This is a genomic window from Maribellus maritimus, assembly GCF_022267315.1.
Classification (GTDB): Bacteria; Bacteroidota; Bacteroidia; order Bacteroidales; family Prolixibacteraceae; genus Draconibacterium; species Draconibacterium maritimum.
The window spans coordinates 83,162-104,246 of record NZ_JAIKLE010000004.1 but is presented as its reverse complement, the minus strand read 5'-3'; the positions used below and the strand labels follow the sequence as shown (position 1 = coordinate 104,246).

Genomic DNA, 21,085 nt, shown 5'->3' with positions numbered 1-21,085 from the left:
AAGGATTAACTTTTATGAAAACACTGGCTCATATTTCGCGCATTTTGGTTGGAATAACTTTTATTTTTTCCGGATTTGTAAAAGGAATCGACCCATGGGGATCGACCTACAAATTCACCGACTATTTTAATGCCATGGGCCTGGAATGGTTAACCTGGGCTGCTTTCCCACTCGGGGTATTACTGTCGTTTGCTGAATTTGCCATTGGAGTTGCATTGCTTTGGAATGTATTTATCCGTTTCTTCTCGTGGCTGGCTTTACTTTTTATGGCATTTTTCCTGCCACTTACGCTTTGGATTGCAGTAAAAAATCCGGTAACCGATTGTGGTTGTTTTGGAGATGCACTTGTTATTTCAAACTGGGAAACATTTTATAAAAATGTAGTACTGATTGTTTTGTCAATTCTTATTTTTAGTAAAAGAAAAACATTGGCAAAATCGGGAAAAGGAAAACTTAATTACATTTCAAGCGCAGTTTTTACAATCGTATATATTGGCTTGGTCGTCTATTCGTATAACCATCTTCCCATTTTTGATTTCAGACCTTATAAAGTTGGAGTAAATATTCCTGAAGCGATGTCTTATCCTGACGATGCAGAACAGGAAGTTTACGAAAATATTTTTTATTACCGGAATAAGAATACCGGCGAAGTGGAAAAATTTTCTGAAGACGACTACCCGTGGCAGGATACCATAAACTGGGAATTTGATGATATGGAGTCGAATTTAGTGCAGGAAGGATACAAACCTCCCATCCACGATTTTACCATTACTACTCCTGATGATGAAAATATTATCGATTTTTTTATTTACGACGAAAATTATGTTTTTATGGTTGTTGCCTATAATCTTGAAAAAAGCAATACCGAAATCCAACCGGAAATCAACCAACTTGCTGAATGGACGCAGGAAAACAATTTTTCATTTATAGGTTTAACCTCCACATTGCTCGACAACAGTCTGAAATTTGCAGAAGAAAATAATGTACCTTATGAGTTTTTCAACTGCGACGAGATTACGTTAAAAACAATCATCCGTTCAAACCCCGGGCTTGTTGTTCTGAAAAACGGAACCATCGTCGGAAAATGGCACTATAACGACATTCCAACACCGGCAGAGTTTCAGAAAGAGTTCATGAACAAATAGTTAATTGTGAAAATGAACACTTTCCGAATTTAATTTTTACGGACGAAGCTTGTATTTTTACGCGCAAAATTTTATATACCTTATAAACTAAATATCAGAAAAATGAGAAAAAAAATAGTTGCAGGAAACTGGAAATGTAATACCAATTTGCAGGAAGGAATTGAACTGGCGAAAGCTGTTGACGCAGTTGTTGCCAGCGAAGGAGCCGATGACGTAGTTGTTGTTTTGGGGACACCTTTTACACATCTTACAAAAGTTGTTGAAAGTGTAAATACCGAAAGAATCGGCGTATCTGCTCAAAACTGCGCAGCTGAAGCCAAAGGTGCTTTTACCGGCGAAGTTTCTGCCGAAATGGTAAAATCGACCGGGGCTGAATATGTAATACTTGGCCACTCTGAACGTCGTGAGTATTACGGAGAAACCAGTGAAACACTCAACAAAAAATTAGCACTTGCATTGGAAAACGGATTAACACCGATTTACTGCTGTGGTGAACCGTTGGAAATCAGAGAAGCAGAAACACAAAATGAATTCGTAAAAAAACAATTGGAAGAAACCATTTTTACACTTTCACCTGAAGATTTCAAAAAACTGATAATTGCATACGAACCAATCTGGGCAATCGGAACAGGTAAAACTGCTACTTCTGAACAAGCGCAGGAAATCCACGCTTTTATACGTTCAACTATTGCTGAAAAATTCGGTAAAGAAATTGCAGAAGGTGTTTCTATTCTTTATGGCGGAAGCTGCAAACCAAGTAACGCAAAAGAATTGTTTGAAAACAACGATGTTGACGGTGGTTTAATCGGAGGCGCATCTTTAAAAGCAGAAGATTTCCTTGGAATCATCAATGGATTCTAAAAAAGGCCGATTATATCTCATTCAAAAGCTGCACAACCTGCAGCTTTTTTTTGTGCCCTTTTTAAGGATTAAACTTCAAATAAGATGAAAATTACATTCTTCTTTTATTTGTTTTTAAAATTAAAATTTTACTACATTTGCCGCTATCGACAAAATAAAAAGCCAGATTAGTGCCCCCATACAATACAAAATGTTAACACCCGGAGTATAAAAAAAACTTTTTAAAACTAAAAATATTAAAATTCGACACCATGAAAAACCTGATTTCTATTTTAACATTAGTCTCTATTGTTGTATTTAGCGCGTGTAATTCAAAAAATAAATCAGATGAAATAGCCAATTATGCATACGAGGAAAAAACTGCTGAGCTAAATAAGGAACTGCAAAACAAGGTTGGCGATTGGATTGAAAAAGGTTCGGTTTGTTACGGGCTTGTTGTTGCTATTGACGGAAGTGGAACACCCAAGCACGGAAAACCGGTAAAAGCAAAAGTGGTGAGGATTTCAGACGATGAGATAAAAATGAAAGCGCTGGAAAAAATAAACATTGGTCCCAAAGAGGGGTGTTCTGAAATGGGAATTTCAAGGGGAGAAACCTGGATGGAAAAAGACGGTGAACTGTTTCAAACAAAAGATGAAGCTGTTACTTATTTGAAAGACAAAGGCCTGTTTATGGAAGAATAAAAACTTTGCAACGAAATAAATGGACGACAGCCAGTTAATTGAACAAATATTAAAAAACAATAACCTCGCTTTTCGATCCTTAATTGAAAAATACAAAAAACTTGTGTATAATACCATCTTCCGCATTGTGGGTAACCAACATGATGCGGAAGATATCTTTCAAGAGGTCTTTCTTCAGATTTTCAAATCATGTCAACATGTAAGAAACGAGGAAGATCTTACCATGTGGATTTACAAAATTGCCTACAATAAATCCATAAGTTTTATCCGGAAAAAAAATCCTGCCAAAGCAGAAAAGCAACAAGGCCCCGAATCTTCGGAACAATCGTTTGGCAGCAACTATATAGACAATGAAACCCCAGCCAGGAAGCTTGAACAACAGGAGGCAATATCACATTTGTTCCGGCTCATCGACGAGCTACCCGAAGCACAAAAGAAGGTACTTTTAATGCATAAATTTGAAGGATTCTCCCAAAAAGAAATTTGTGAAAGACTAAAACTTTCAGCTACTTCGGTTGAATCATTAATGTACAGAGCTAAAAAGAATTTAAAAAACAGACTAACAGACTATTTCAAACATTAAATCTACGGAAATGGAGAGCAAAGGAAAAGCAGTAAAATGGTTAAATATTTTCTTATTGGTAATAAACATCTCGGCATTTGCTACCTTCCTGTTTATGAACAGCAGACAAGAAACCGGTTTTGATGAACAATACAGTTCAGACGAATTTTTACGCGACCGTTTAAAACTTAGTGACGCTCAATACGAGCAAATCCTGGAGATGGACCAAAAAGTATTTCGGAATTACCAACTGCTTATAGATATTGAGTGTGAGTCAAATTTTGAACTTATAAAAGCTTTATCATCGGAAAATACGTCCAACGAAGAAATATATGAAATCGTTGAAAAAATTGGCCGCTATCATGGCCTTGTAAAAAAACAAACCGTAAAACATTTTCAAAATATTAAAAGTATTTGCACAGAGGAACAAAAAGAACGTTTAGACGCCTTATTGCTTGAAATGATGGAAGTTGGTGACCAGTGCCAGTACTGCAACAAAGAAAATTGTTCACGAAGAAATCAAATAAAACAGAAAAAAAATTAATCTTTAGCGCCAGATTTTATTTTTAATTTCGTCTTAATACTCAGAGATGAATAACAATCAGAAAGAAAATACAAGCAATTTCGAGAAAAATGAAAAAAAAGCAACATCTGATGGTGTGGTTTGCGAAGTAACAATTGACCAAATTATAGCCGTTTTAGATGTTGAGGTTGAAATTCCGGAAGGACTGGTTGATAAAGTTATTAAGGAAAAAAAATCGATAAAATTATCGACCGGAAACCGTTTCGATTTTTCAAAATACCTGCAGATTGCCGCGGTTCTTATTGCAGCAATGTTGCTGGGCGTACTTCTCGGGAAAAATGCCGATGTAAACTCTTTTCATAAAAAACAAAGCCAACAAAATAAAGCTTTGCTTGAGTTAAAAGATAAACATCATCTTTCAGAAAATCATTCATTCGGAAGACTTTGATCAAATTTGAAATTTGTTTTAAATTTTACTGAGACCAAGTCTAAATAAAAAACACTATTTTTAAATTTAACCACGCCTAAAACGTTGTGGTTGTCATTTATTATTATGAAATTAAAAACCAAAAACGCAAACTGGCCGCGTCTTGTAGCCCAGTGGGGAGTAATTGCATTTATTTTAGTTTTAGCTTTTTTCCCATCAATCCTGAACATCACTGCACCTGATTTTGAAGCATACTGCCCGTTTGGAGGACTTCAGGCTTTAGGAAGTTATTTGTTAAGCGGGGCTCTTTCATGTACGATGACCAGCGCCCAAATTGTTATGGGAATCCTGTTGTTTGCCGGGATAGTTTTGTTAAGTAAATTATTTTGCTCGTACATATGTCCGATAGGCACCATTAGCGAATGGCTGGGAAGATTAGGAGATAAATTAAAAATACGTTTTACCATTAAAGGATTTGCTGACAAAGCGCTACGTTCTTTAAAATACATATTGCTTTTTATAACGCTGTATTTTACATTACAGTCAAACGAATTGTTTTGTAAAAAGTTTGACCCCTATTTTGGTGTAGCATCAGGATTTAACAGCGATGTAGTAATATTGTATGCCGCAATTTCGATAGCTTTGGTTGTATTCGGTTCAATATTTATAAGGCTGTTCTGGTGTAAATACTTGTGTCCGCTTGGAGCCATTTCAAATATTTTTAAGTTCACACTATTTTTTGCAGCAACATTGGCTGTCTACCTGCTACTTCTTCAACTGGGAGTATATGTTAGTTATGTATACCCGCTGGCTGTTGCATGCGCCGGAGGATATATTATTGAATTAACCGGACATCAGAAAAGCAAATTTTTCCCTATTGCCAAAATTACACGAAACACCGACAGTTGTATTGATTGTCAACTCTGCTCAAAAAAATGTCCGCAGGCAATTGATGTCGCCAGTTTAAAAACAGTAAAACATGTTGATTGTAATTTGTGTGGCGATTGTTTACTGGTGTGTCCTGAAAAAAATACGCTGACAATTAATAAAAAAAGAAACTGGAACCGCGTACCCGTAATTGCGACTGTCTTGCTTGTTATCCTTGGAATTACTTTAGGAAGTGTTTGGGAAGTTCCTACTATTGATGAACGGTGGGAAGAGCCTGAGGTGATTGAAAATGCAGCTGTTTTTAATCAGGCCGGATTAAAAAATATAAAATGTTATGGTAGTTCAATGGCTTTTGCCAATAAAATGAGAAACGTTGATGGAGTTTACGGTGTTGCTACTTATGTAAAACATCACAGAGTAAAACTGTATTATAACCCGGAAATTTTAAACGATGAAAAAATACAGGAGTTATTATTTACCCCTCAAAAGAAACCGATTCAACCTTTGGCCAAAGAAATCGATAAGGTTTATGAAGTTTCACTTACGCTTGAAAACTTCTTTGATAGTTTTGATTTCAGTTACCTGAGTATCTTACTCAAACAAAAGACCAATGCCGTTGGCGTAATTTCGGAATATGCCTGCCCGGTTATCGTAAAAATTTATTTCCCGGAAGAAGTTAAAAATAAGAAAGAACTTATTTCGATATTAGAATCGGAAACACTTAGTTATGAGACAACTGCCGGGGAATCGACAGCAAAACTAAATTACGAAGTTGCCAGCGAGCCGGAATACAAAACGATTACCAGGGATGAATATGTTAATTTGTTATTTTCACCCTACCAAAGTGTATTTAACAAGCGAACAAGCTATAGCAACGATGTGTTAAACTCGTACCTGCTTCCACTTGGAAAAAACAGAGGATTACGCAACCGGTTCCCATACATTGTCAGCCATTTGTCAAACGATACCGGAATCGTTGAATTTAAAACAAAACTTGACTCTACAATGGAAGAAATTGCCGAAATTTTTTATGTTGATACTTTAACAAACGAACAAAATATAATTGATGCCCTTCTGAAAGACTCGTTAAGTATTACTTATACCAACGGAAAAACAGCGAAAGTAAAAAATATGTTTGATTTCAATGAAACATTAAGCGCCTCAAATACACCGGAAAACAACTAATAATTAAAGCACCATAATAACTCAAAAAATCTCGCGTATGAAAAATTTTACTTTATTAACTATTTTAAGTTTTCTGTCCCTGTTGACTTTTGGACAGGAAGCAACCTTCAATTGGCAACAAGACACCATATCTTCCGGGAATAACCTGCAGGGCATGACTATAACCGGAGATTCAACTGCCGTAATCATCGGGTTTGACAACACCTTCAAGAAAATCACCGAAGGTGAGATGAAAGATATTAAAGCTTTTGACGCTATGTATGATTACATTGGCTTAAGCTCAGGCCAAAACACGACCATTCTTACTTCCCGAAAATCAAAATTGGTTGACTACCCTTCAAGCGGAAAATCTGATGTTTATGCCAGTGGAGTTATGTTGAAATCGAACGACATGGGTAACACATGGACTTTAATGGATGTTTCAAAAATAGGAACAGGAGATGACGCATCCATAAATCCAAATGCTGAAGGAAGCTATGCCAAGGATATTTTTGCAGTAGGAGTTTACAATAATGATACTATTCTTGCTTATTCCGGTTGGTATGATGTAAGTTCCGGTGATAGTGAATCAAGAGGGGCTGTTTTCAGAACCAATGATGGCGGCTCAACATGGGAGGCAATCACGCCGGATTTTGGAAGTAAAATCATAACTTCTATAAAAATACAAGATTCTTTAGCTTACTTCGGGGGGTACAACAAGATGTATGTAACCAACCTGAACACTAATACTTTAACCGACTTGTACCCTAACCTGGCCATTGGAACAGACAGTAATCTGTATGTGAACTCCATAACATTAAAAACTGCCGAGGAATTTTATGTAACAACCACTTCTGACGGTATTTTTAAAACTATTGACGGAGGTCAGACCTTTACAAGGATTGATGATTTTGGCGGAGGCAATGATTTATGTATCATCAACGACTCCACTTTAATTGTGCTTGGCAGTTCTGCAAAATCAATGGTATCAACCGACAGCGGTACAACCTGGACGGGGTGTTACCCAGGGAAAACATGTTATAGTATCGGAGGTGTCTTTCATGATACTTTATACGGTATGGCAGATACCTATGCATATAAAATTGCGGTTTCTGATTTAATTGAAAAAAATTTTAACTGGGTTAGCACAGAATTAAATGATGCGGAAGAAAATCTCCAGAAAATGGCCATTTATGACGAGAGTAATGCCTTAATCATTGGCTATTCTGAAATGTGTAAAACATCAAACGATGGAGGTCTGACCTGGCAAACCGCAACCTTACCTGCTGATTTTAATGAAGATATTGAATTTGATTTTACCAGTATCAGCGCCAACGGAACCGATGCATACAGTACCGTAAGACGTTTTAAAATCGCCGACTTCCCATCTGATGCTGAAATTGATGATTATTACATGGAAGGTTTAATTATCAGTACAACCGATAACTGGGAGAGTATTTCAATAATTGACATTTCAAAAATTGGAGAAAACGACGGTGATGATGCAACTTTAAATCCACAGTTGGATGGATGTTACGGCTTAAATCCTTATACTATTGCTTGTGTGGATGCCAATACTGCTTATGTGTATGCCAACTGGTATGAAACAGTTACTGAAGGAACCGCAAAAAGCAGAGGACGGGTATTTAAAACAAACGATGCCGGTGCCACCTGGTCAGGAATTACCGAAGATTTTGGAAACTCTTACATCAATGGAATTGAATTTATCGGAGACCTTGGTTTTATCGCCGGAAGTAACGTATTGTATAAAACAACTGATGCGGGTGCAAACCTGGAAGATATTTACCCGAATTTAACAGCAGTAAATGACGGTGACAACAGTATTTTCATAAAGGCAATTACTTTAATTGACGAAAATACTTTTTACCTACCAACTACTTCCGACGGTGTTTTCTACACAAGCGATGGTGGTGCTACGTTTACCAAATTTGAAGGTGTTGATGGCTGCAATGATTTTTATGCATTGGATGGAAATTCATTCATGTTGCTGGGAACAACCTCAAAATCATATTTTACAAATGATGGAGGTACTACCTGGCAAAATCCTGATGTGGGAAAAACGGTTTACAGCATTGGCGGAGTTTATCAAGACACTCTTTATGCCCTGGGCAGCGGAATCCTTTATAAAGTTGCAGTTAACGATCTTGATATCACAACTTCATCTCCGTTAATCACAAATACAAATGCAATCCAACTTCAATACCACAGTGATCACATTAGTGTGGTTTCTTCGAAAGATTATATTGAAAGTTGTTATGTCTATTCCATTTCAGGGAAACTGGTAAAGATTATTAAACCAAATTCGAACATTTGCCAGCTAAACAGCTACGATTATAAACCCGGAATTTATATCGTTGCGGCGATGGTGAAAGGAAAACGGTTTGTAGATAAAATAGTATTTAAATAAATTCCAAAAGAGAATAACAGGGAATATTCCCTGTTATTCTCCAATTTCTGTAAAAATTCTTTGATTAAAAACTACATGTTGAAAAAGCTGTATATACTGTTTCTTATTTCGTTCGCTGTTTTTACCGCTCCGCTTGCACTCGCCCAAAATAATATCAAAATAAGCGGTAAAATTACCGATGCTGTAACAAACGAGCCCCTAATGTATGCCAACGTTGCTTTTGTTGAATTGGCTGTAGGGACTACATCGAATGAAAACGGAGAATTTACCTTTGTATCGATTCCTCCGGGGACATACACATTTTCGGTGACTTACATTGGCTACACAGAATATTCGATAACAGCTGATTTTACCAAAGATGTGGATTTAAAAATTAAACTCCGGCAGCAGTCGCTGGGTTTGAAGGAAGTTACAGTTACAGCGGAAAACTCTAAAACCGGAGCTACTTCTTCAAAAATAAAAAGTGAAGCAATCAGTCATGTTCAGGCTTCGAGCATAAAAGATGTTTTGCAGTTGATCCCTGGGAACATTTCTGAAAATCCTGATCTGTCCGAACCGGGTAAAATTAGTATCCGTGAAATAGGGACAGACATAAACAGCGCTTTGGGAACTGCAATCATTGTAGACAATATCCCTGTTTCAAACGATGGGAATATGCAGGAAAGTATTGAAACCTTAAATGGTATGACCTCCAATTCCGGGACAGGTATTGATTTACGTTCCATTCCTGTAGAAAACATCGAATCAATAACTGTAGATGTTGGAATTCCTTCAGCTGAACACGGAAACCTGACTTCCGGCGCAGTACACATAAAAACAAAAGCCGGAGGTTCACCTTACAATGTAAAACTAAAAGCTGACCCCCACACCAAAGAAGCATATCTAGGAAAAGGATATCTGCTAAAAAACAACAAGGGAGTAATCAATATAGATCTGGGATACACTCAATCGTACAATAAGCTTGTTGAACAAACCGATCTTTACAAACGAATTAATACCACGGCAAAATATTCAAAAACATTTTTTAGAAATCGCTCTCCGCTTCAAATGGAACTAAAACTGGATTTTGTAAACAGCCTCGACGGGCAGAAATGGGATCCGGATATGATTTTAGAAGAAGAAAACTATTCAAAAGATCAGGAAATAAGAACAAATCTCTCTACCAATTGGACACTTGACAAAGCATATATAACAAATTTGTCTTTCGATTTTGGCTACGAAAAAACATGGCAGGATGGCTATGAAAAAACATGGGAACAATCATCCAGTGGTCCCAATTTTTTTACCACTGCCACTGAAGACGGCGAGTATGAAATTTCTTATGGTCCTTCTTCCTATTATTCTGAGGTAAATTATGACGGCCGGCCTTTTAACATCTATTCCAAGTTAAAGGCAAAACTTTTCAAAAAAACCGGTGCGGTCAGTAATAATATCCTGATTGGTGCCGAGTGGAGAACCACTGGCAATAATGGAAAAGGAAGAATTTTTGACGTTGAAAGACCACCAAACGGAACCGGTACACGTCCACGGCCCTTTACAGACATTCCGTCGCTGAACCAATTTTCGCTGTTTGCTGAAGATAAAATTCTGGTAGAGCTGGGGACTACGGAACTGAATATCATGGCAGGAATTCGCATGGACAACGTACAGCCCGATGGTCCGTTTAAAACCAACGGGAGCATTGGACTCGACCCCAGGATTAATATTCAATATGAAATTTTAAACCGGAAAAACAATTCTCTTTTCAGAACCCTTAGTTTAAGGGCGGGTTACGGTCAAACCACCAAAGCTCCGACATTGGCTCATTTATACCCCGATAAAAAATACAATGATGTAGAAAGTTTTAATTATTATCCTGACCTGATTGTATATACTACTGATGTAGTTGAAGACACAAGAAACTACGATTTGAAACCATCCACTGGGAATAAATATGAAACCGGAATTGATTTTCAAATTGATAAAATTTCGGGCAGGGTTACCTTCTTTTACGAAAAATACGAAGGCGGATTTGATTTGGACCAGATTTATTATCCAATCGCATATCGTGATTATAATACCATAGATGCCGGCTTACACCCATATTATGTGCCTGGCGATGGAATTTATTACACCGATGCAAGCACTGGCGAAGCACAAGCTGTCGGATACGAAGATGATGTTACTTTCAGGACTTATTCGGTATACAGAAATGCCAGCCAGCGAATAAAAAAAGGAATAGAATACAGTTTGAATATTGGCACCATACAAGCCATAAGGACGTCGTTTAACATTACCGGTGCCTGGTTTCATACGGAGTCCTATACGAACGGAGCACCGTATTGGGACAGAGTATATTATACCACCTATTCAGGGAATACAAGCTCACAGGAATCTTTCGCAGTCAAATTTTCAGATGAGCATGGCTATGGGAATGTTGCCGAAAGGTTAAATACCAATTTCAGCATAATAAACCATATTCCGGAACTCAAACTGCTGATTTCTTTAAATACCCAGGTAATTTGGTTTGAAAAAGACCGAAGAAAACTTTATCCCGGCAAATTCAAACTTTACAGCCTCTCCCAGTTAAGAGATTATTTGGGAAATCCTGACTTATTTATCAACGAAGACGAAGAAGAAGACTACTATTTTTTACCAGAAAGTTACAAATTTTATGACAATGTGGAACATGAATATACCGTTGCCGATTTTCAGGACCAGTTACACCAAACAGCAATTGAGAAACTATCTAAATTTCGGTTTGGAGAAGAAACAATGCCGGTTTTGTTAAAATGTGATATAAAAATTTCAAAAGATATAGGAGATCGTTTTAAACTTTCTTTTTATGCCAATAATTTTCTGAACATCAGGCCATGGTACTTAACCAGTCGCGAAGGGAAATATCGCAGACGTAACCAGGTACCTTATTTTGGCGCAGATGTAAAAATGCAGTTTTAAATTTAAATGACGTGAAAAAATATTTAATTTTCCTACTCGTAATTATAGCCGGTTGTACTGATGTGTACAACGAACCTTCAACCCTTGAGTTAAAAGTTCTGGTAAAATATCCGGTAGAATTTAGTGAAGGTGCTCCAATCCCGAACGCTACCGTAAAAATAACGAATGTACAAACCAGCAGGGAATACGAAAACTTAACCGATGAATCGGGTATTGCAACATTCGAAGTCCGCGGGGGTAACTATGATGTGATGGTGTCGCTTACAGAAGAACATGAGATTGAAATAGACAACTACCCAACGCGCAAGACTATCCTTTTTAATGGCGCTCTAACAGGACAGGTAATCACCGACTCAGGCGAGACACTAACCATTCAAACCGACTATTCCATCCAAAGTGAAGGATTTATAATTAAAGAGTTATATGTGTCCGGCTCAAGAACTCCGGAGGAAGAAAGTTACGGCGCCGATAAATTTTATGAAATCTATAACAACTCTGCGGATTTGTTGTATGCCGACGGATTGTGTTTTGGGATACTGTATCCGAATACTACTTTCCGTCCGACACCCTATGTTGACGAAAACGGAGATCTTCTGGACAGACTTCCGGTCTGGAGTTTTGTTCCGATTGTTCCGGGCTCAGGGCAGGAGCATCCAATACAACCTGGTGAATCTTTTGTAGTTGCGTTATCAGGATTAAACCATAGAGATGATCCAAACGGAAATCCCAACTCGATCGATCTTTCCAATGCCGACTGGGAACTTTATGTAGAAGACGGAAAATATGTTGACGTGCCGTCGGTTCCAAACATACTTATGCAAAGAATAACCATTGGGTCTGCTATGTCGTTCGATCAGCGTGGAACACCGAGTATTTTATTCCGTCTTCCCAGCGACGATATTGAATCTATCTTTACAAATCCGGATAACTACTATCAGGCACCGGGAAGTACTTTTAGCTGTTTTATGGTACCCAAAAGTTGGGTGATAGATGGCGTTGAAAATCCAATACTGGATGATCGTGGGGTATATAAACGCCTGCCCAACGAAATCGATGTAAGCTATATTCAAACACGGGGTTCACTTGAAGGTGTTTCCATTCGCCGAAAAGTTAAGGAAGTAATTGACGGACGTGTAGTTTACCAGGATACCAACAATTCAGCAGAGGACTTTTTAACCAATCAGGAACCACAGCCTGGTGTAATTTCAGCGAACTAAACGTAATGAAACTTTTCAGAAATATCATATTGCTTTTTATACCGCTGGTATTTTTTGCCCCATTTTTTATAGCTGCTCAGCCTGTCGATTCTGTAAAAGATTGTAACTCGGTAACAACCAAACAAATAATGCTACTTCAAACTCCCTGGTCAGAATCAAAAAATGCTGCTGCATTAGTCTATTTTGGTTGCGATAGCAGAATTGCTTCAGCGATGGTTTATACTGAAATCCAGGATAAAGATTACCATCTGTTTCAGGAAGGAGATGCCCGGTTTCAGACCGGATTTTTTACTGACGGTTATGTAAATCTCAACAAATGGAAATTCTATGGGAAGTTTAACTACTTCAGCCAGCAAGAAAAAAATACAAAATGGGTACAGGCGATGGAGCCGTACAACGACAATCCATACATCGTGGGAGACTCCATCGGCGGAGATTATTCCAAAGAATATTTTATTATGGAAGGGAAAGGTGCCTATCAGGTAAACAACAAATTCTCTTTTGGATTCGATGTAAACTATACAACCGGTGTTGGCGCTAAACGCAAAGATCCAAGACCCGAAAATACCATCACAACTTTTGATATTTCCCCTGCAGCAATTTTCGATTTTGACAAAATTAAACTGGGTGCAAATTTCCGCTATCTAGGCAGTAAGGAAGACATTGAGGTTTCAACTGTAACAAGTAAAACTTTCTATATCTTTCATTTTAAAGGAATGGGGGTTTACAGTTCCACTCCGGAATATGACGATCGTGTTCACATCTCAAATCAGTTAGGAGGCGGTTTGCAGTTTAATTTTAACGGGAGGGAGATGAAAAACCTTACCGAAGTAAATTTTTATAAAAAAACCACCAACATAAAAAGAGGTGAAACCTACCCATTGCAGGTAGTATTGCTCGAAAAATTTAATACCGATGTTTCCTCCACTTTTCTATTTTCACCGGAAAGCAAAAAAATAAAAAAACTGAGACTGTATTTTAACGACAAACGTCTGTACGGACACGAGCCTGTTGTTGAACCGAAACTCGAAGCCGTTTCTTATCAATGGTCAACAGCAGCCAAATATACACTTTACTGGCATAAAGAAAATGAATATGGATTTGATTATTCCTGGTATAAAATTATTGACAAAAACCATTTTAACTGGGGTGCAACGCTTTCAGGAAAATTAAACTCAAGCGAAAACACTTACTATTTTGTACCCGAGTTTAACAGGCAAAAATTGAATCTGCTGTATATAAATGCTCAATTCGAGAAAGGGTTTCAATTTAACAAAGGAGATTTAGTATTAAGTTTTGACGGCGGATACCGAAAAGGATTTAACGACAAACTGGAAATTATCGACGATGAAGATTTGCTGTCAACTGTAAACACTGATTTTGTCAACCACGACTATGAATATTTTGACTCCGGACTTTTGCTTTTTGGTGCTTCTGCAAAAGCCGGAAGAAACATATATTTTTATCAAAACCCCATTCAGGCTTTTACTGAAGCAGGGATTAAACACACGATTTCCAATCTTCCGGGAAATCCAACATCAACAATTTTTGAGGTAAAACTTGGAATGAACTTTTAATAAAAATTGAATGAACGCTATTGAATGTAGAAACCTGACCCATTATTACGGGAAAAAGCTGGTTTACGAAAACCTGAATATCAATGTTCGGGAAGGAAGTATACTGGGACTTCTCGGAAAAAACGGCGCAGGAAAAACAACAACAATAAACATTTTAAATGGATTTTTACAGCCCCGCAGCGGTGAATGTTTAATTTACGGTGAAAACACGCAACATCTTTCACCGGAAAACAAAGCCCGGATCGGTTTTTTGATTGAGGGACATATTCAGTATTCTTTTATGAATATCCATCAAATCGAAAAATTCTACTCCGGTTTTTATCCGAAATGGAATAACGAACCTTACTGGGAATTGATGTCGAAATTAAAGGTAACACCCAAACAAAAAATTTCGTCAATGTCTTGCGGACAACGTTCACAAGTGGCTCTCGGTCTGATTCTGGCACAGGATCCGGATTTACTGATTCTAGATGATTTCTCAATGGGGCTCGACCCGGGTTACCGGCGGTTATTTATCGACTATCTGCGCGAATATGCAAAATCGAAAAACAAAACCATTTTTACCACATCGCATATCATTCAGGATATGGAACGTTTAATCGACGATGTACTCATTATGGATTACAACCGGGTTCTGGCGCAACGAAATGTAAATGATTTTATGCGGGAATTCAAGCAGTTCTATTTTGAACTTGAAAATCCGGAAATTAATCTTTCAAATGAAGACTTTGTTGCCAACTTCGAAAAGGTACATAACAAAGTGGAATTGTATACTTATGAAACAGAAGATTTTGTAAAGAATTTCCTTTCAAAAAACAGCATTGTCCACTTCAACTTTCAAAAAGTGGAAATGGGACTGGAAGATGCGTTTATTGGTTTAACCGGAAAATACTAAAAATATGTGGAAATCAGTGATATATAAAGAATGGCTAAAAATCCGATGGGTAGCCATAATATTTGGCGGTTTGGGAATACTGGCCGTTGGGAATATTTTTCTAAAAGTACAACACGATTTGGTTTTTAACGAAGCTACCAACTACTGGTACTTTATTCTTTTTCAGGGATACCAGTTCTTTGGCTACGGGCTTTTCAAATTTATTCCAGTACTTGGGGCACTGGCGGTTGCTGTTGCTCAATATTTTCCGGAAACTGTAAACAAACGAATAAAATTGACTTTTCATTTGCCTTTGAATGAAAACAAAGTGCTGCTGATGATGATGCTCTTTGGTACAATTTGCCTGCTGGCCATAGATGTAATTATGTTCTTATTGTTTACGTCTTTAAGCCTCTTGTTTTTCCCTTCTGAAATCATCATTGCAACCTTGGTTTCTACCGCGCCCTGGTTTCTGTGCGGATTTGTTGTTTATTTTTTGGTAGCCCTTATTGTGTTGGAACCAGTGTGGAAATACCGTTTTATGTATATTATTGTTGCAGGGGCCTTTGTACCTATTTATCTGGAATCGGCCGAAACCGGTGGTTATGCTCCGGCACTGCCTCTGCTCATATTATTTACGGTTGTATTAAGTATTTCACTTCTATTTTCAGGATACCGCTTTAGAAAAGGAGAAATGTAATTATGGTAAAAATAAGCAGATATATATTAGTAGTTATTGCCATTGTCGGGTTTTCTATCGGAATACCCAAACTCTACTGGATGGCTTTTTCAAAACCGATAAGGGTTCCGTTTGTTATGTACAGTTGTATTGAAAACGATTTTATGATTCAGCGGTCAGGCGAAGATGGCCTGATGCGTCAGGACACCCGTGGAAATAACTATACACGCGAGGAATACGAAGAAAAACTTCCCTTTCTATATGTAAGGCAGTTGTTGATGTCGAACACGATGCCCGATTCCATTAATGGAGTGGAAATGGACACCCATGAAATCAGCATGAACCGTTCAACCTTCCGAGTACAGCCCGAAGACCTCGACAGCCAGACACAAAAACTGTTTCCTCTTTTTGAAGCGGAATCGGGAAGGGCTAACCTGGAAATGCCAGAAGACTATTTCCGAATCAGCTGGAGAATGGAATTTGTGGATGCCAAATCCAACAAAATTTTGGAAGAAAAAAGCCAAATGTTTTCAGCTGTATTGTACAACCGGGGTTTTGAATTTCCGGCAAAATCGATAAACGGAATTCCAACCACACGAAAATCTTGTGATGAGGGATACCTGGTGGTTGACTCAAAAGATCAGCTTTTTCACATTAAAATGATAGAAGGGGAACCTTTTGTTGAAAAGGTGAAGCTTCCCGGGGGAATGAAATTTAAATACATCAGTTGTGTCGATTTTCGTAATAAAAATTTTTATGCCTACTTGTTTTCTACAAATAATGAGCTGTATATTCTTACACAAGATGAATATGAACTCATAAAATTTCCCGTAGAAAATATTGATCCGGCTAAAAACCAAATCCGAATATACAGCGACTTATTTCATTACAATATAATCGTCAGTGGCGACGACTTTGTTAAAGTGTATGCCCTTGACACAAACTATCAAAATGTGAATGATTACTACGAAACCTGGCCCGCAAGGGAAGACAGGAGCGAAGGAAAAATTATTCAGGCACTTTTCCCCGGTCAAATCAGCATGACCGATTCTGATTCAAATTTTATCCGCTTCTACACCACTTTCAATTCCTCACTGTATTGGTTGGTGTTAAGTGGGCTTCTCATCGGAGTACAATTTGTAATCATAAAAAAAAGGAATCTTGAATTAAAGAAAAATATTATTGACTTTATCATTATCGGAGTCTCAGGAATTTTTGGATTTCTGGCAGTAAATATTTTTCCAAATAAATTTTTCGATTAATCAATATTACCTATTATCAAAAAGCAGTCATTCAAAATTGAGTGGCTGTTTTTTTATACCTTCGCGAAAAATAAATCGAAAATGGATTACCGGAAAGTTACCGTAAATATTTCTCCTTTTGAAGAGTGGCTGAGTGATATATTAACATCTCAGCTGGGCGAAAATGGTTTTGAAAGTTTTATAAATACCGAAACAGGCTTTGAAGCTTTTCTTCCTGAAAACCTGTTTCAGGAAGAAACTGTAAAAAGGGTGCTGGAGCCGTTTTCTGAAAACTTTAAATTCGAAATTCTTTCTGAAAAAATTGAAGACCGCAATTGGAACGAAGAATGGGAGAAAAACTATTTCAAACCGTTGATTGTGGCACAAGAATGCGTTGTTCGGGCACCTTTCCATACTGATTATCCTGAGGCCAAATATGAAATTGTGATTGAACCTAACATGGCTTTTGGCACCGGAAACCACGAAACGACATCTATGATGTTGGAATATATCCTCGAAAATGACGTTAAAAATAAAACTGTTCTCGACATGGGCTGCGGGACCGGAATCCTTGGAATACTTGCTTCGATGAAAGGCGCAAAAAATATCACTGCGATTGACATTGATGAATGGTCGTTTAAAGGAACTCAGGAAAACACAACGTTAAACCGGATTGAGAATATTGAAGTAAAACTCGGCGACGTTTCTTTGTTGGGAGAAGATACCTACGATTTTATTTTCGCTAATATTCAACGAAATGTATTGCTGGCCGATCTTCCCGCATATTCAAGATGTTTAAACACAAAAGGGAAAGTGTTCCTGAGTGGTTTTTATAAAGATGATATTCCGGCCATAAAAAAGCGGGCAGAGGAGTTTGGGTTAAAAGATTTTGGATACAAAATAAAAAACAACTGGGTTGCTCATGCCTTTACCAAAATCGAAAAATGAAGTCTGCCATAAAATATTTTGTCACTCATTTTGACACTCTGCAAAGCGAAAAGCCTCATCTGAAAATCATTCAGCAAATAAACAAACTCAACCGGAAAGAAAGAGGAGAATTGCGAAACCAACTTTTTGAACGGGCAAAATTTCTGGAAGCGTCAAAATCTCCCGAACAAATAATTTTGTGGTTGGAAAAATGTTTTCAAATTATCGACAAATATAGTTTTAGTTTTAACCGTGTTTTTTTTAGTCCCGGAAACGGCATCAAAGAATCGATAGAGAAACTGCTGCGGGAAGCGCGTTTGTCGGTTGACTTGTGTGTTTTTACGATTACCGATTACGAACTGGCGCGACAAATCCTGGCTTGTCAAAAACGAAAAATGCGGGTCAGAATAATTACTGACGATGAGAAGATTTTGGATCACGGCTCGGTGATTATGAAATTAAAAAAGGCTGGCATTCAAATAAAAACCGACCATTCGCACTATCACATGCACAACAAATTCGGAATCATTGATAACAGAATTGTAATTACCGGCAGTTTCAACTGGACCTACACAGCTACCAAACATAACCAGGAAAATTTACTTGCAACCTCTAACTTTGATATTGTTAAACAATACCAAACCGAGTTCAACCGTCTTTGGGAAGAGATGTTTCAACTTTGATTACAGCACTTTAGCTGAATAAATTTTCAGCCCTTTTTGCACATTCTCTTTTCGCTTTGCCGTGTGTGCAATGTCGTTCCCCTCATATATGAACTTCATATTTTCGACATATTCTTCTGAAAACTGTAGCAGCGATTTAAAACTGTATTTTTTTGAAACATCAATTTCGCAAACTTCAATAATCCGGGAATCCAAATAATTATTAAACTCCTCTTTCAGCGTAAAGTCTTTCCGGTGAGTAATTATATCGTTGCAGGAAGTTTCCACCAAATGAATACACCCCATACAAACATGGTCAGCTCCAACTACAATCTCAACTTCTGTTTCAGGATGCTGCCAGACTATTTCCGCTACTTTATGATAGGAATGTTTATACGGATGCGGATTAAATTCTTTAGCGATGCCAAAATCACGAATAATATCAAAAAAATGATGAATTTTAATTTTCATAACTCATGGACTAATTTTTTAGGTTTTTCCATTTCCCAGATTTCGAGGTCACGCATATTTTTTCCGTCAACTACAAAACGCAAAGCGGTTAACACCTTGTGGAATCCTTTTAATCCGGCGGCTCCGGGATTCATATGCAGGAAATTTAACTTCTTATCAAACATCACTTTTAAAATATGTGAATGTCCACTGATAAACAAATCAGGCGGATGTCTGAAAATTTCGGGCATTACATATTTTTCATAACGTCCAGGATAACCACCAATGTGGGTCATCCAAACGTTTACATCTTCGCACTTAAATCGCTCGTGAAGCGGATAAACTACCCGAACATCCTGCCCGTCAATATTTCCATACACTCCCTTCAATGGCCTAAAATCAGCCAAACGATCAGCAATTTCAATGTTTCCGAAATCCCCGCTATGCCATATTTCATCTACATTTTCAAAAAACGCAAATAACCGTGGATGTATAAAACCATGAGTATCAGAAAGGAGTCCGATTCTTTTCATAAAAAGATTACATTTTCGCCTTAAAAAAGGGTAAATTACGGTAATTTTGTTCACAATAAACAGGAAAAATTTAAAAACCACATTATGATTTCTATTGTAGCAAAATTTACAGTAAACAAAGGAGAAGAAGATAAATTTATGAGTTTGGTAAGTGAATTGGGTGAAGCTTCGCGATCCGAAGAAGGTTGTATTGAATACATTTTGCACAAACATGCAGAAAAAGCATTAACTTATTGCATTATTGAAAAGTGGAAAAACCAGGCCGCTATTGATGAGCACAATAGTTCGGGCCATTTTACCACGATTGTTCCTAAAATTGTTGAAATTGCTGATGCTGAAATAGATATTTACCAGCCAGTTTAAACACTATTTTTTATGAAACGAGTAGTTATTGTCCGTCATGCAAAATCAGTTCCCTACGGTTACGATGATGATTTTAACCGCGACTTAAAAGAACGTGGAAAAAATGATGCAAAACTGGTGAGTGGGGATCTGAAAAGAAAGGGAATAGTGCCCGATGTTATGATTTCGAGTCCGGCAAAGCGTGCTATTAAAACCGCCCGAATCTTCGCCGATAATTTGGGTTTCAACCGTAAAGATATTCTTAAGGTTAAAAATATTTATGACGGACAAACTACTTCTGAATTTCTGGAGATGATAAAAAAGCTGCCGGAAAATGCGGAAACGGTTTTCTTTTTTGGTCACAATCCGGGATTTCATTATTTCGCGAGTAACCTGCTGCAATCTTTTGGAGGAGACATGCCCACCTGCTCCACAGTTGGAATTGACTTTGATATTGATTCGTGGAAAAAAACAGAAGCCCGGATGGGGAAAAAGGCCTTCCACCTGGTTCCCAGGGCGTTCAAATAATAATTTAATGCCACAAGTCAGTTGTAAACTTTTAGCAGAGGAAGAACCTATTGTTTGTAACTTCTCCGTATAATAAGGAGAACATCATTTAATTCCACCTCGCCGATGTTAAAACAGGTTATCTTTTCTTTGTTAACGATAAACGACCGGTGAATCCGCAAAAACAGCCCTGGTAACTTTTCTGCTAAGGCACTTATTTTTTCCTTACTGGTAACCTCTCTGGCTTACTGAATGAACTTTTATATAATCGGAAAGACTTTCGCTATAATTTATATCATCAAAATGAATTCTGACCAGTTGCCTGTTCTATGCCAATTCAAGAAACGGCCAATCCTTTTTTTCCTCTCTTTTCTATAGTGTTCAATTTCTTTCCGCCTTTTGGTTAACTGTTGCAACATTACCCCAAACACCCCCACAAAAACTACCATATACATTAA

The 21,085-nt window shown here is 37.6% G+C and carries 20 protein-coding genes and 1 pseudogene; 18 read left to right on the top strand and 3 right to left on the bottom strand.

Annotated features, from left to right (window positions below; genetic code table 11):
- The first annotated feature begins 14 nt into the window (after positions 1-14).
- The 16 genes from K5G00_RS05125 to K5G00_RS05050 all read left to right on the top strand — a co-directional run bounded on the left by K5G00_RS05125 (position 15) and on the right by K5G00_RS05050 (position 18,816).
- Positions 15-1,145: a BT_3928 family protein gene (locus K5G00_RS05125; protein ID WP_238764751.1), complete on the top strand. Its 1,131-nt coding sequence runs from the start codon at positions 15-17 to the stop codon at positions 1,143-1,145.
- A gap of 102 nt (positions 1,146-1,247) precedes the next feature.
- Entirely contained in the window at positions 1,248-2,006 is a 759-nt protein-coding gene (gene tpiA, locus K5G00_RS05120) for a triose-phosphate isomerase (protein ID WP_238764749.1), read from the top strand.
- A 251-nt stretch (positions 2,007-2,257) separates the two neighbouring features.
- The gene (locus tag K5G00_RS05115; protein WP_238764748.1) at positions 2,258-2,689 is read left to right on the top strand and encodes a hypothetical protein; all 432 of its coding nucleotides are present in this window, start codon (positions 2,258-2,260) and stop codon (positions 2,687-2,689) included.
- Between the two features lie 19 nt (positions 2,690-2,708).
- Positions 2,709-3,272, top strand: a complete 564-nt coding sequence (locus K5G00_RS05110; protein WP_238764747.1) for an RNA polymerase sigma factor — start codon at positions 2,709-2,711, stop codon at positions 3,270-3,272.
- 10 nt (positions 3,273-3,282) lie between these two features.
- Positions 3,283-3,795, top strand: a complete 513-nt coding sequence (locus K5G00_RS05105) for a hypothetical protein (RefSeq protein ID WP_238764745.1) — start codon at positions 3,283-3,285, stop codon at positions 3,793-3,795.
- 46 nt (positions 3,796-3,841) lie between these two features.
- On the top strand, positions 3,842-4,222 hold the full coding sequence (locus K5G00_RS05100) for a hypothetical protein (protein ID WP_238764742.1): 381 nt from the start codon (positions 3,842-3,844) through the stop codon (positions 4,220-4,222).
- 105 nt (positions 4,223-4,327) lie between these two features.
- Positions 4,328-6,274, top strand: coding sequence for a 4Fe-4S binding protein (locus K5G00_RS05095; RefSeq protein ID WP_238764741.1), 1,947 nt, complete (start codon positions 4,328-4,330; stop codon positions 6,272-6,274).
- A 37-nt stretch (positions 6,275-6,311) separates the two neighbouring features.
- The gene (locus K5G00_RS05090) at positions 6,312-8,681 is read left to right on the top strand and encodes a YCF48-related protein (RefSeq protein WP_238764737.1); all 2,370 of its coding nucleotides are present in this window, start codon (positions 6,312-6,314) and stop codon (positions 8,679-8,681) included.
- A 75-nt stretch (positions 8,682-8,756) separates the two neighbouring features.
- Positions 8,757-11,618: a TonB-dependent receptor gene (locus K5G00_RS05085; RefSeq protein WP_238764735.1), complete on the top strand. Its 2,862-nt coding sequence runs from the start codon at positions 8,757-8,759 to the stop codon at positions 11,616-11,618.
- Positions 11,619-11,629: 11 nt separating this feature from the next.
- Complete coding sequence (locus K5G00_RS05080; RefSeq protein WP_238764734.1) at positions 11,630-12,835, top strand: DUF4876 domain-containing protein; 1,206 nt, start codon at positions 11,630-11,632, stop codon at positions 12,833-12,835.
- A gap of 5 nt (positions 12,836-12,840) precedes the next feature.
- The gene (locus tag K5G00_RS05075; protein WP_238764730.1) at positions 12,841-14,412 is read left to right on the top strand and encodes a DUF6850 family outer membrane beta-barrel protein; all 1,572 of its coding nucleotides are present in this window, start codon (positions 12,841-12,843) and stop codon (positions 14,410-14,412) included.
- A gap of 10 nt (positions 14,413-14,422) precedes the next feature.
- Positions 14,423-15,307, top strand: coding sequence for an ABC transporter ATP-binding protein (locus tag K5G00_RS05070; RefSeq protein ID WP_238764728.1), 885 nt, complete (start codon positions 14,423-14,425; stop codon positions 15,305-15,307).
- A gap of 4 nt (positions 15,308-15,311) precedes the next feature.
- Positions 15,312-15,986 (top strand): hypothetical protein, encoded by a 675-nt coding sequence (locus K5G00_RS05065; protein ID WP_238764726.1) that lies wholly within the window; start codon positions 15,312-15,314, stop codon positions 15,984-15,986.
- Between the two features lie 2 nt (positions 15,987-15,988).
- The gene (locus K5G00_RS05060) at positions 15,989-17,227 is read left to right on the top strand and encodes a DUF4857 domain-containing protein (protein ID WP_238764724.1); all 1,239 of its coding nucleotides are present in this window, start codon (positions 15,989-15,991) and stop codon (positions 17,225-17,227) included.
- Positions 17,228-17,308: 81 nt separating this feature from the next.
- On the top strand, positions 17,309-18,154 hold the full coding sequence (gene prmA, locus K5G00_RS05055; RefSeq protein WP_238764723.1) for a 50S ribosomal protein L11 methyltransferase: 846 nt from the start codon (positions 17,309-17,311) through the stop codon (positions 18,152-18,154).
- Positions 18,151-18,816, top strand: a complete 666-nt coding sequence (locus tag K5G00_RS05050) for a phospholipase D-like domain-containing protein (RefSeq protein ID WP_238764722.1) — start codon at positions 18,151-18,153, stop codon at positions 18,814-18,816. Before prmA ends, K5G00_RS05050 begins: the two co-directional genes overlap by 4 nt.
- Here the strand turns inward: K5G00_RS05050 and K5G00_RS05045 are convergent, their stop codons facing one another.
- The gene (locus K5G00_RS05045) at positions 18,817-19,266 is read right to left on the bottom strand and encodes a DUF1284 domain-containing protein (protein WP_238764721.1); all 450 of its coding nucleotides are present in this window, start codon (positions 19,264-19,266) and stop codon (positions 18,817-18,819) included.
- The gene (locus K5G00_RS05040) at positions 19,263-19,778 is read right to left on the bottom strand and encodes a metallophosphoesterase family protein (RefSeq protein ID WP_238764720.1); all 516 of its coding nucleotides are present in this window, start codon (positions 19,776-19,778) and stop codon (positions 19,263-19,265) included. Before K5G00_RS05040 ends, K5G00_RS05045 begins: the two co-directional genes overlap by 4 nt.
- An 84-nt stretch (positions 19,779-19,862) precedes the next feature.
- Between K5G00_RS05040 and K5G00_RS05035 the strand changes: the two genes are divergently transcribed.
- Together K5G00_RS05035 and K5G00_RS05030 are read left to right on the top strand one after the other, a co-directional pair.
- Positions 19,863-20,141, top strand: coding sequence for a putative quinol monooxygenase (locus K5G00_RS05035; protein ID WP_238764718.1), 279 nt, complete (start codon positions 19,863-19,865; stop codon positions 20,139-20,141).
- Positions 20,142-20,153: 12 nt separating this feature from the next.
- A complete protein-coding gene (locus tag K5G00_RS05030) occupies positions 20,154-20,648 on the top strand; it encodes a SixA phosphatase family protein (protein WP_238764716.1) in 495 nt (164 codons plus the stop codon).
- Between the two features lie 47 nt (positions 20,649-20,695).
- Here the strand turns inward: K5G00_RS05030 and K5G00_RS30150 are convergent.
- Positions 20,696-20,857 (bottom strand): annotated as a pseudogene (locus K5G00_RS30150) (LytTR family transcriptional regulator DNA-binding domain-containing protein); the annotation flags it as partial.
- Positions 20,858-21,085: the final 228 nt, after the last annotated feature.

What these genes read in the sequence shown, in the direction of transcription:
- K5G00_RS05050 (WP_238764722.1), top strand. Translation starts at nt 18,151, where the DNA reads ATGAAGTCTGCCATAAAATATTTTGTCACTCATTTTGACACTCTGCAA.
- K5G00_RS05110 (WP_238764747.1), top strand. Translation starts at nt 2,709, where the DNA reads ATGGACGACAGCCAGTTAATTGAACAAATATTAAAAAACAATAACCTC.
- K5G00_RS05125 (WP_238764751.1), top strand. Translation starts at nt 15, where the DNA reads ATGAAAACACTGGCTCATATTTCGCGCATTTTGGTTGGAATAACTTTT.
- K5G00_RS05095 (WP_238764741.1), top strand. Translation starts at nt 4,328, where the DNA reads ATGAAATTAAAAACCAAAAACGCAAACTGGCCGCGTCTTGTAGCCCAG.
- K5G00_RS05100 (WP_238764742.1), top strand. Translation starts at nt 3,842, where the DNA reads ATGAATAACAATCAGAAAGAAAATACAAGCAATTTCGAGAAAAATGAA.
- prmA (WP_238764723.1), top strand. Translation starts at nt 17,309, where the DNA reads ATGGATTACCGGAAAGTTACCGTAAATATTTCTCCTTTTGAAGAGTGG.
- K5G00_RS05075 (WP_238764730.1), top strand. Translation starts at nt 12,841, where the DNA reads ATGAAACTTTTCAGAAATATCATATTGCTTTTTATACCGCTGGTATTT.
- K5G00_RS05105 (WP_238764745.1), top strand. Translation starts at nt 3,283, where the DNA reads ATGGAGAGCAAAGGAAAAGCAGTAAAATGGTTAAATATTTTCTTATTG.
- K5G00_RS05035 (WP_238764718.1), top strand. Translation starts at nt 19,863, where the DNA reads ATGATTTCTATTGTAGCAAAATTTACAGTAAACAAAGGAGAAGAAGAT.
- K5G00_RS05040 (WP_238764720.1), bottom strand. Translation starts at nt 19,778, where the DNA reads ATGAAAAGAATCGGACTCCTTTCTGATACTCATGGTTTTATACATCCA.
- K5G00_RS05045 (WP_238764721.1), bottom strand. Translation starts at nt 19,266, where the DNA reads ATGAAAATTAAAATTCATCATTTTTTTGATATTATTCGTGATTTTGGC.
- K5G00_RS05070 (WP_238764728.1), top strand. Translation starts at nt 14,423, where the DNA reads ATGAACGCTATTGAATGTAGAAACCTGACCCATTATTACGGGAAAAAG.
- tpiA (WP_238764749.1), top strand. Translation starts at nt 1,248, where the DNA reads ATGAGAAAAAAAATAGTTGCAGGAAACTGGAAATGTAATACCAATTTG.
- K5G00_RS05030 (WP_238764716.1), top strand. Translation starts at nt 20,154, where the DNA reads ATGAAACGAGTAGTTATTGTCCGTCATGCAAAATCAGTTCCCTACGGT.
- K5G00_RS05090 (WP_238764737.1), top strand. Translation starts at nt 6,312, where the DNA reads ATGAAAAATTTTACTTTATTAACTATTTTAAGTTTTCTGTCCCTGTTG.
- K5G00_RS05115 (WP_238764748.1), top strand. Translation starts at nt 2,258, where the DNA reads ATGAAAAACCTGATTTCTATTTTAACATTAGTCTCTATTGTTGTATTT.
- K5G00_RS05085 (WP_238764735.1), top strand. Translation starts at nt 8,757, where the DNA reads ATGTTGAAAAAGCTGTATATACTGTTTCTTATTTCGTTCGCTGTTTTT.
- K5G00_RS05065 (WP_238764726.1), top strand. Translation starts at nt 15,312, where the DNA reads ATGTGGAAATCAGTGATATATAAAGAATGGCTAAAAATCCGATGGGTA.
- K5G00_RS05060 (WP_238764724.1), top strand. Translation starts at nt 15,989, where the DNA reads ATGGTAAAAATAAGCAGATATATATTAGTAGTTATTGCCATTGTCGGG.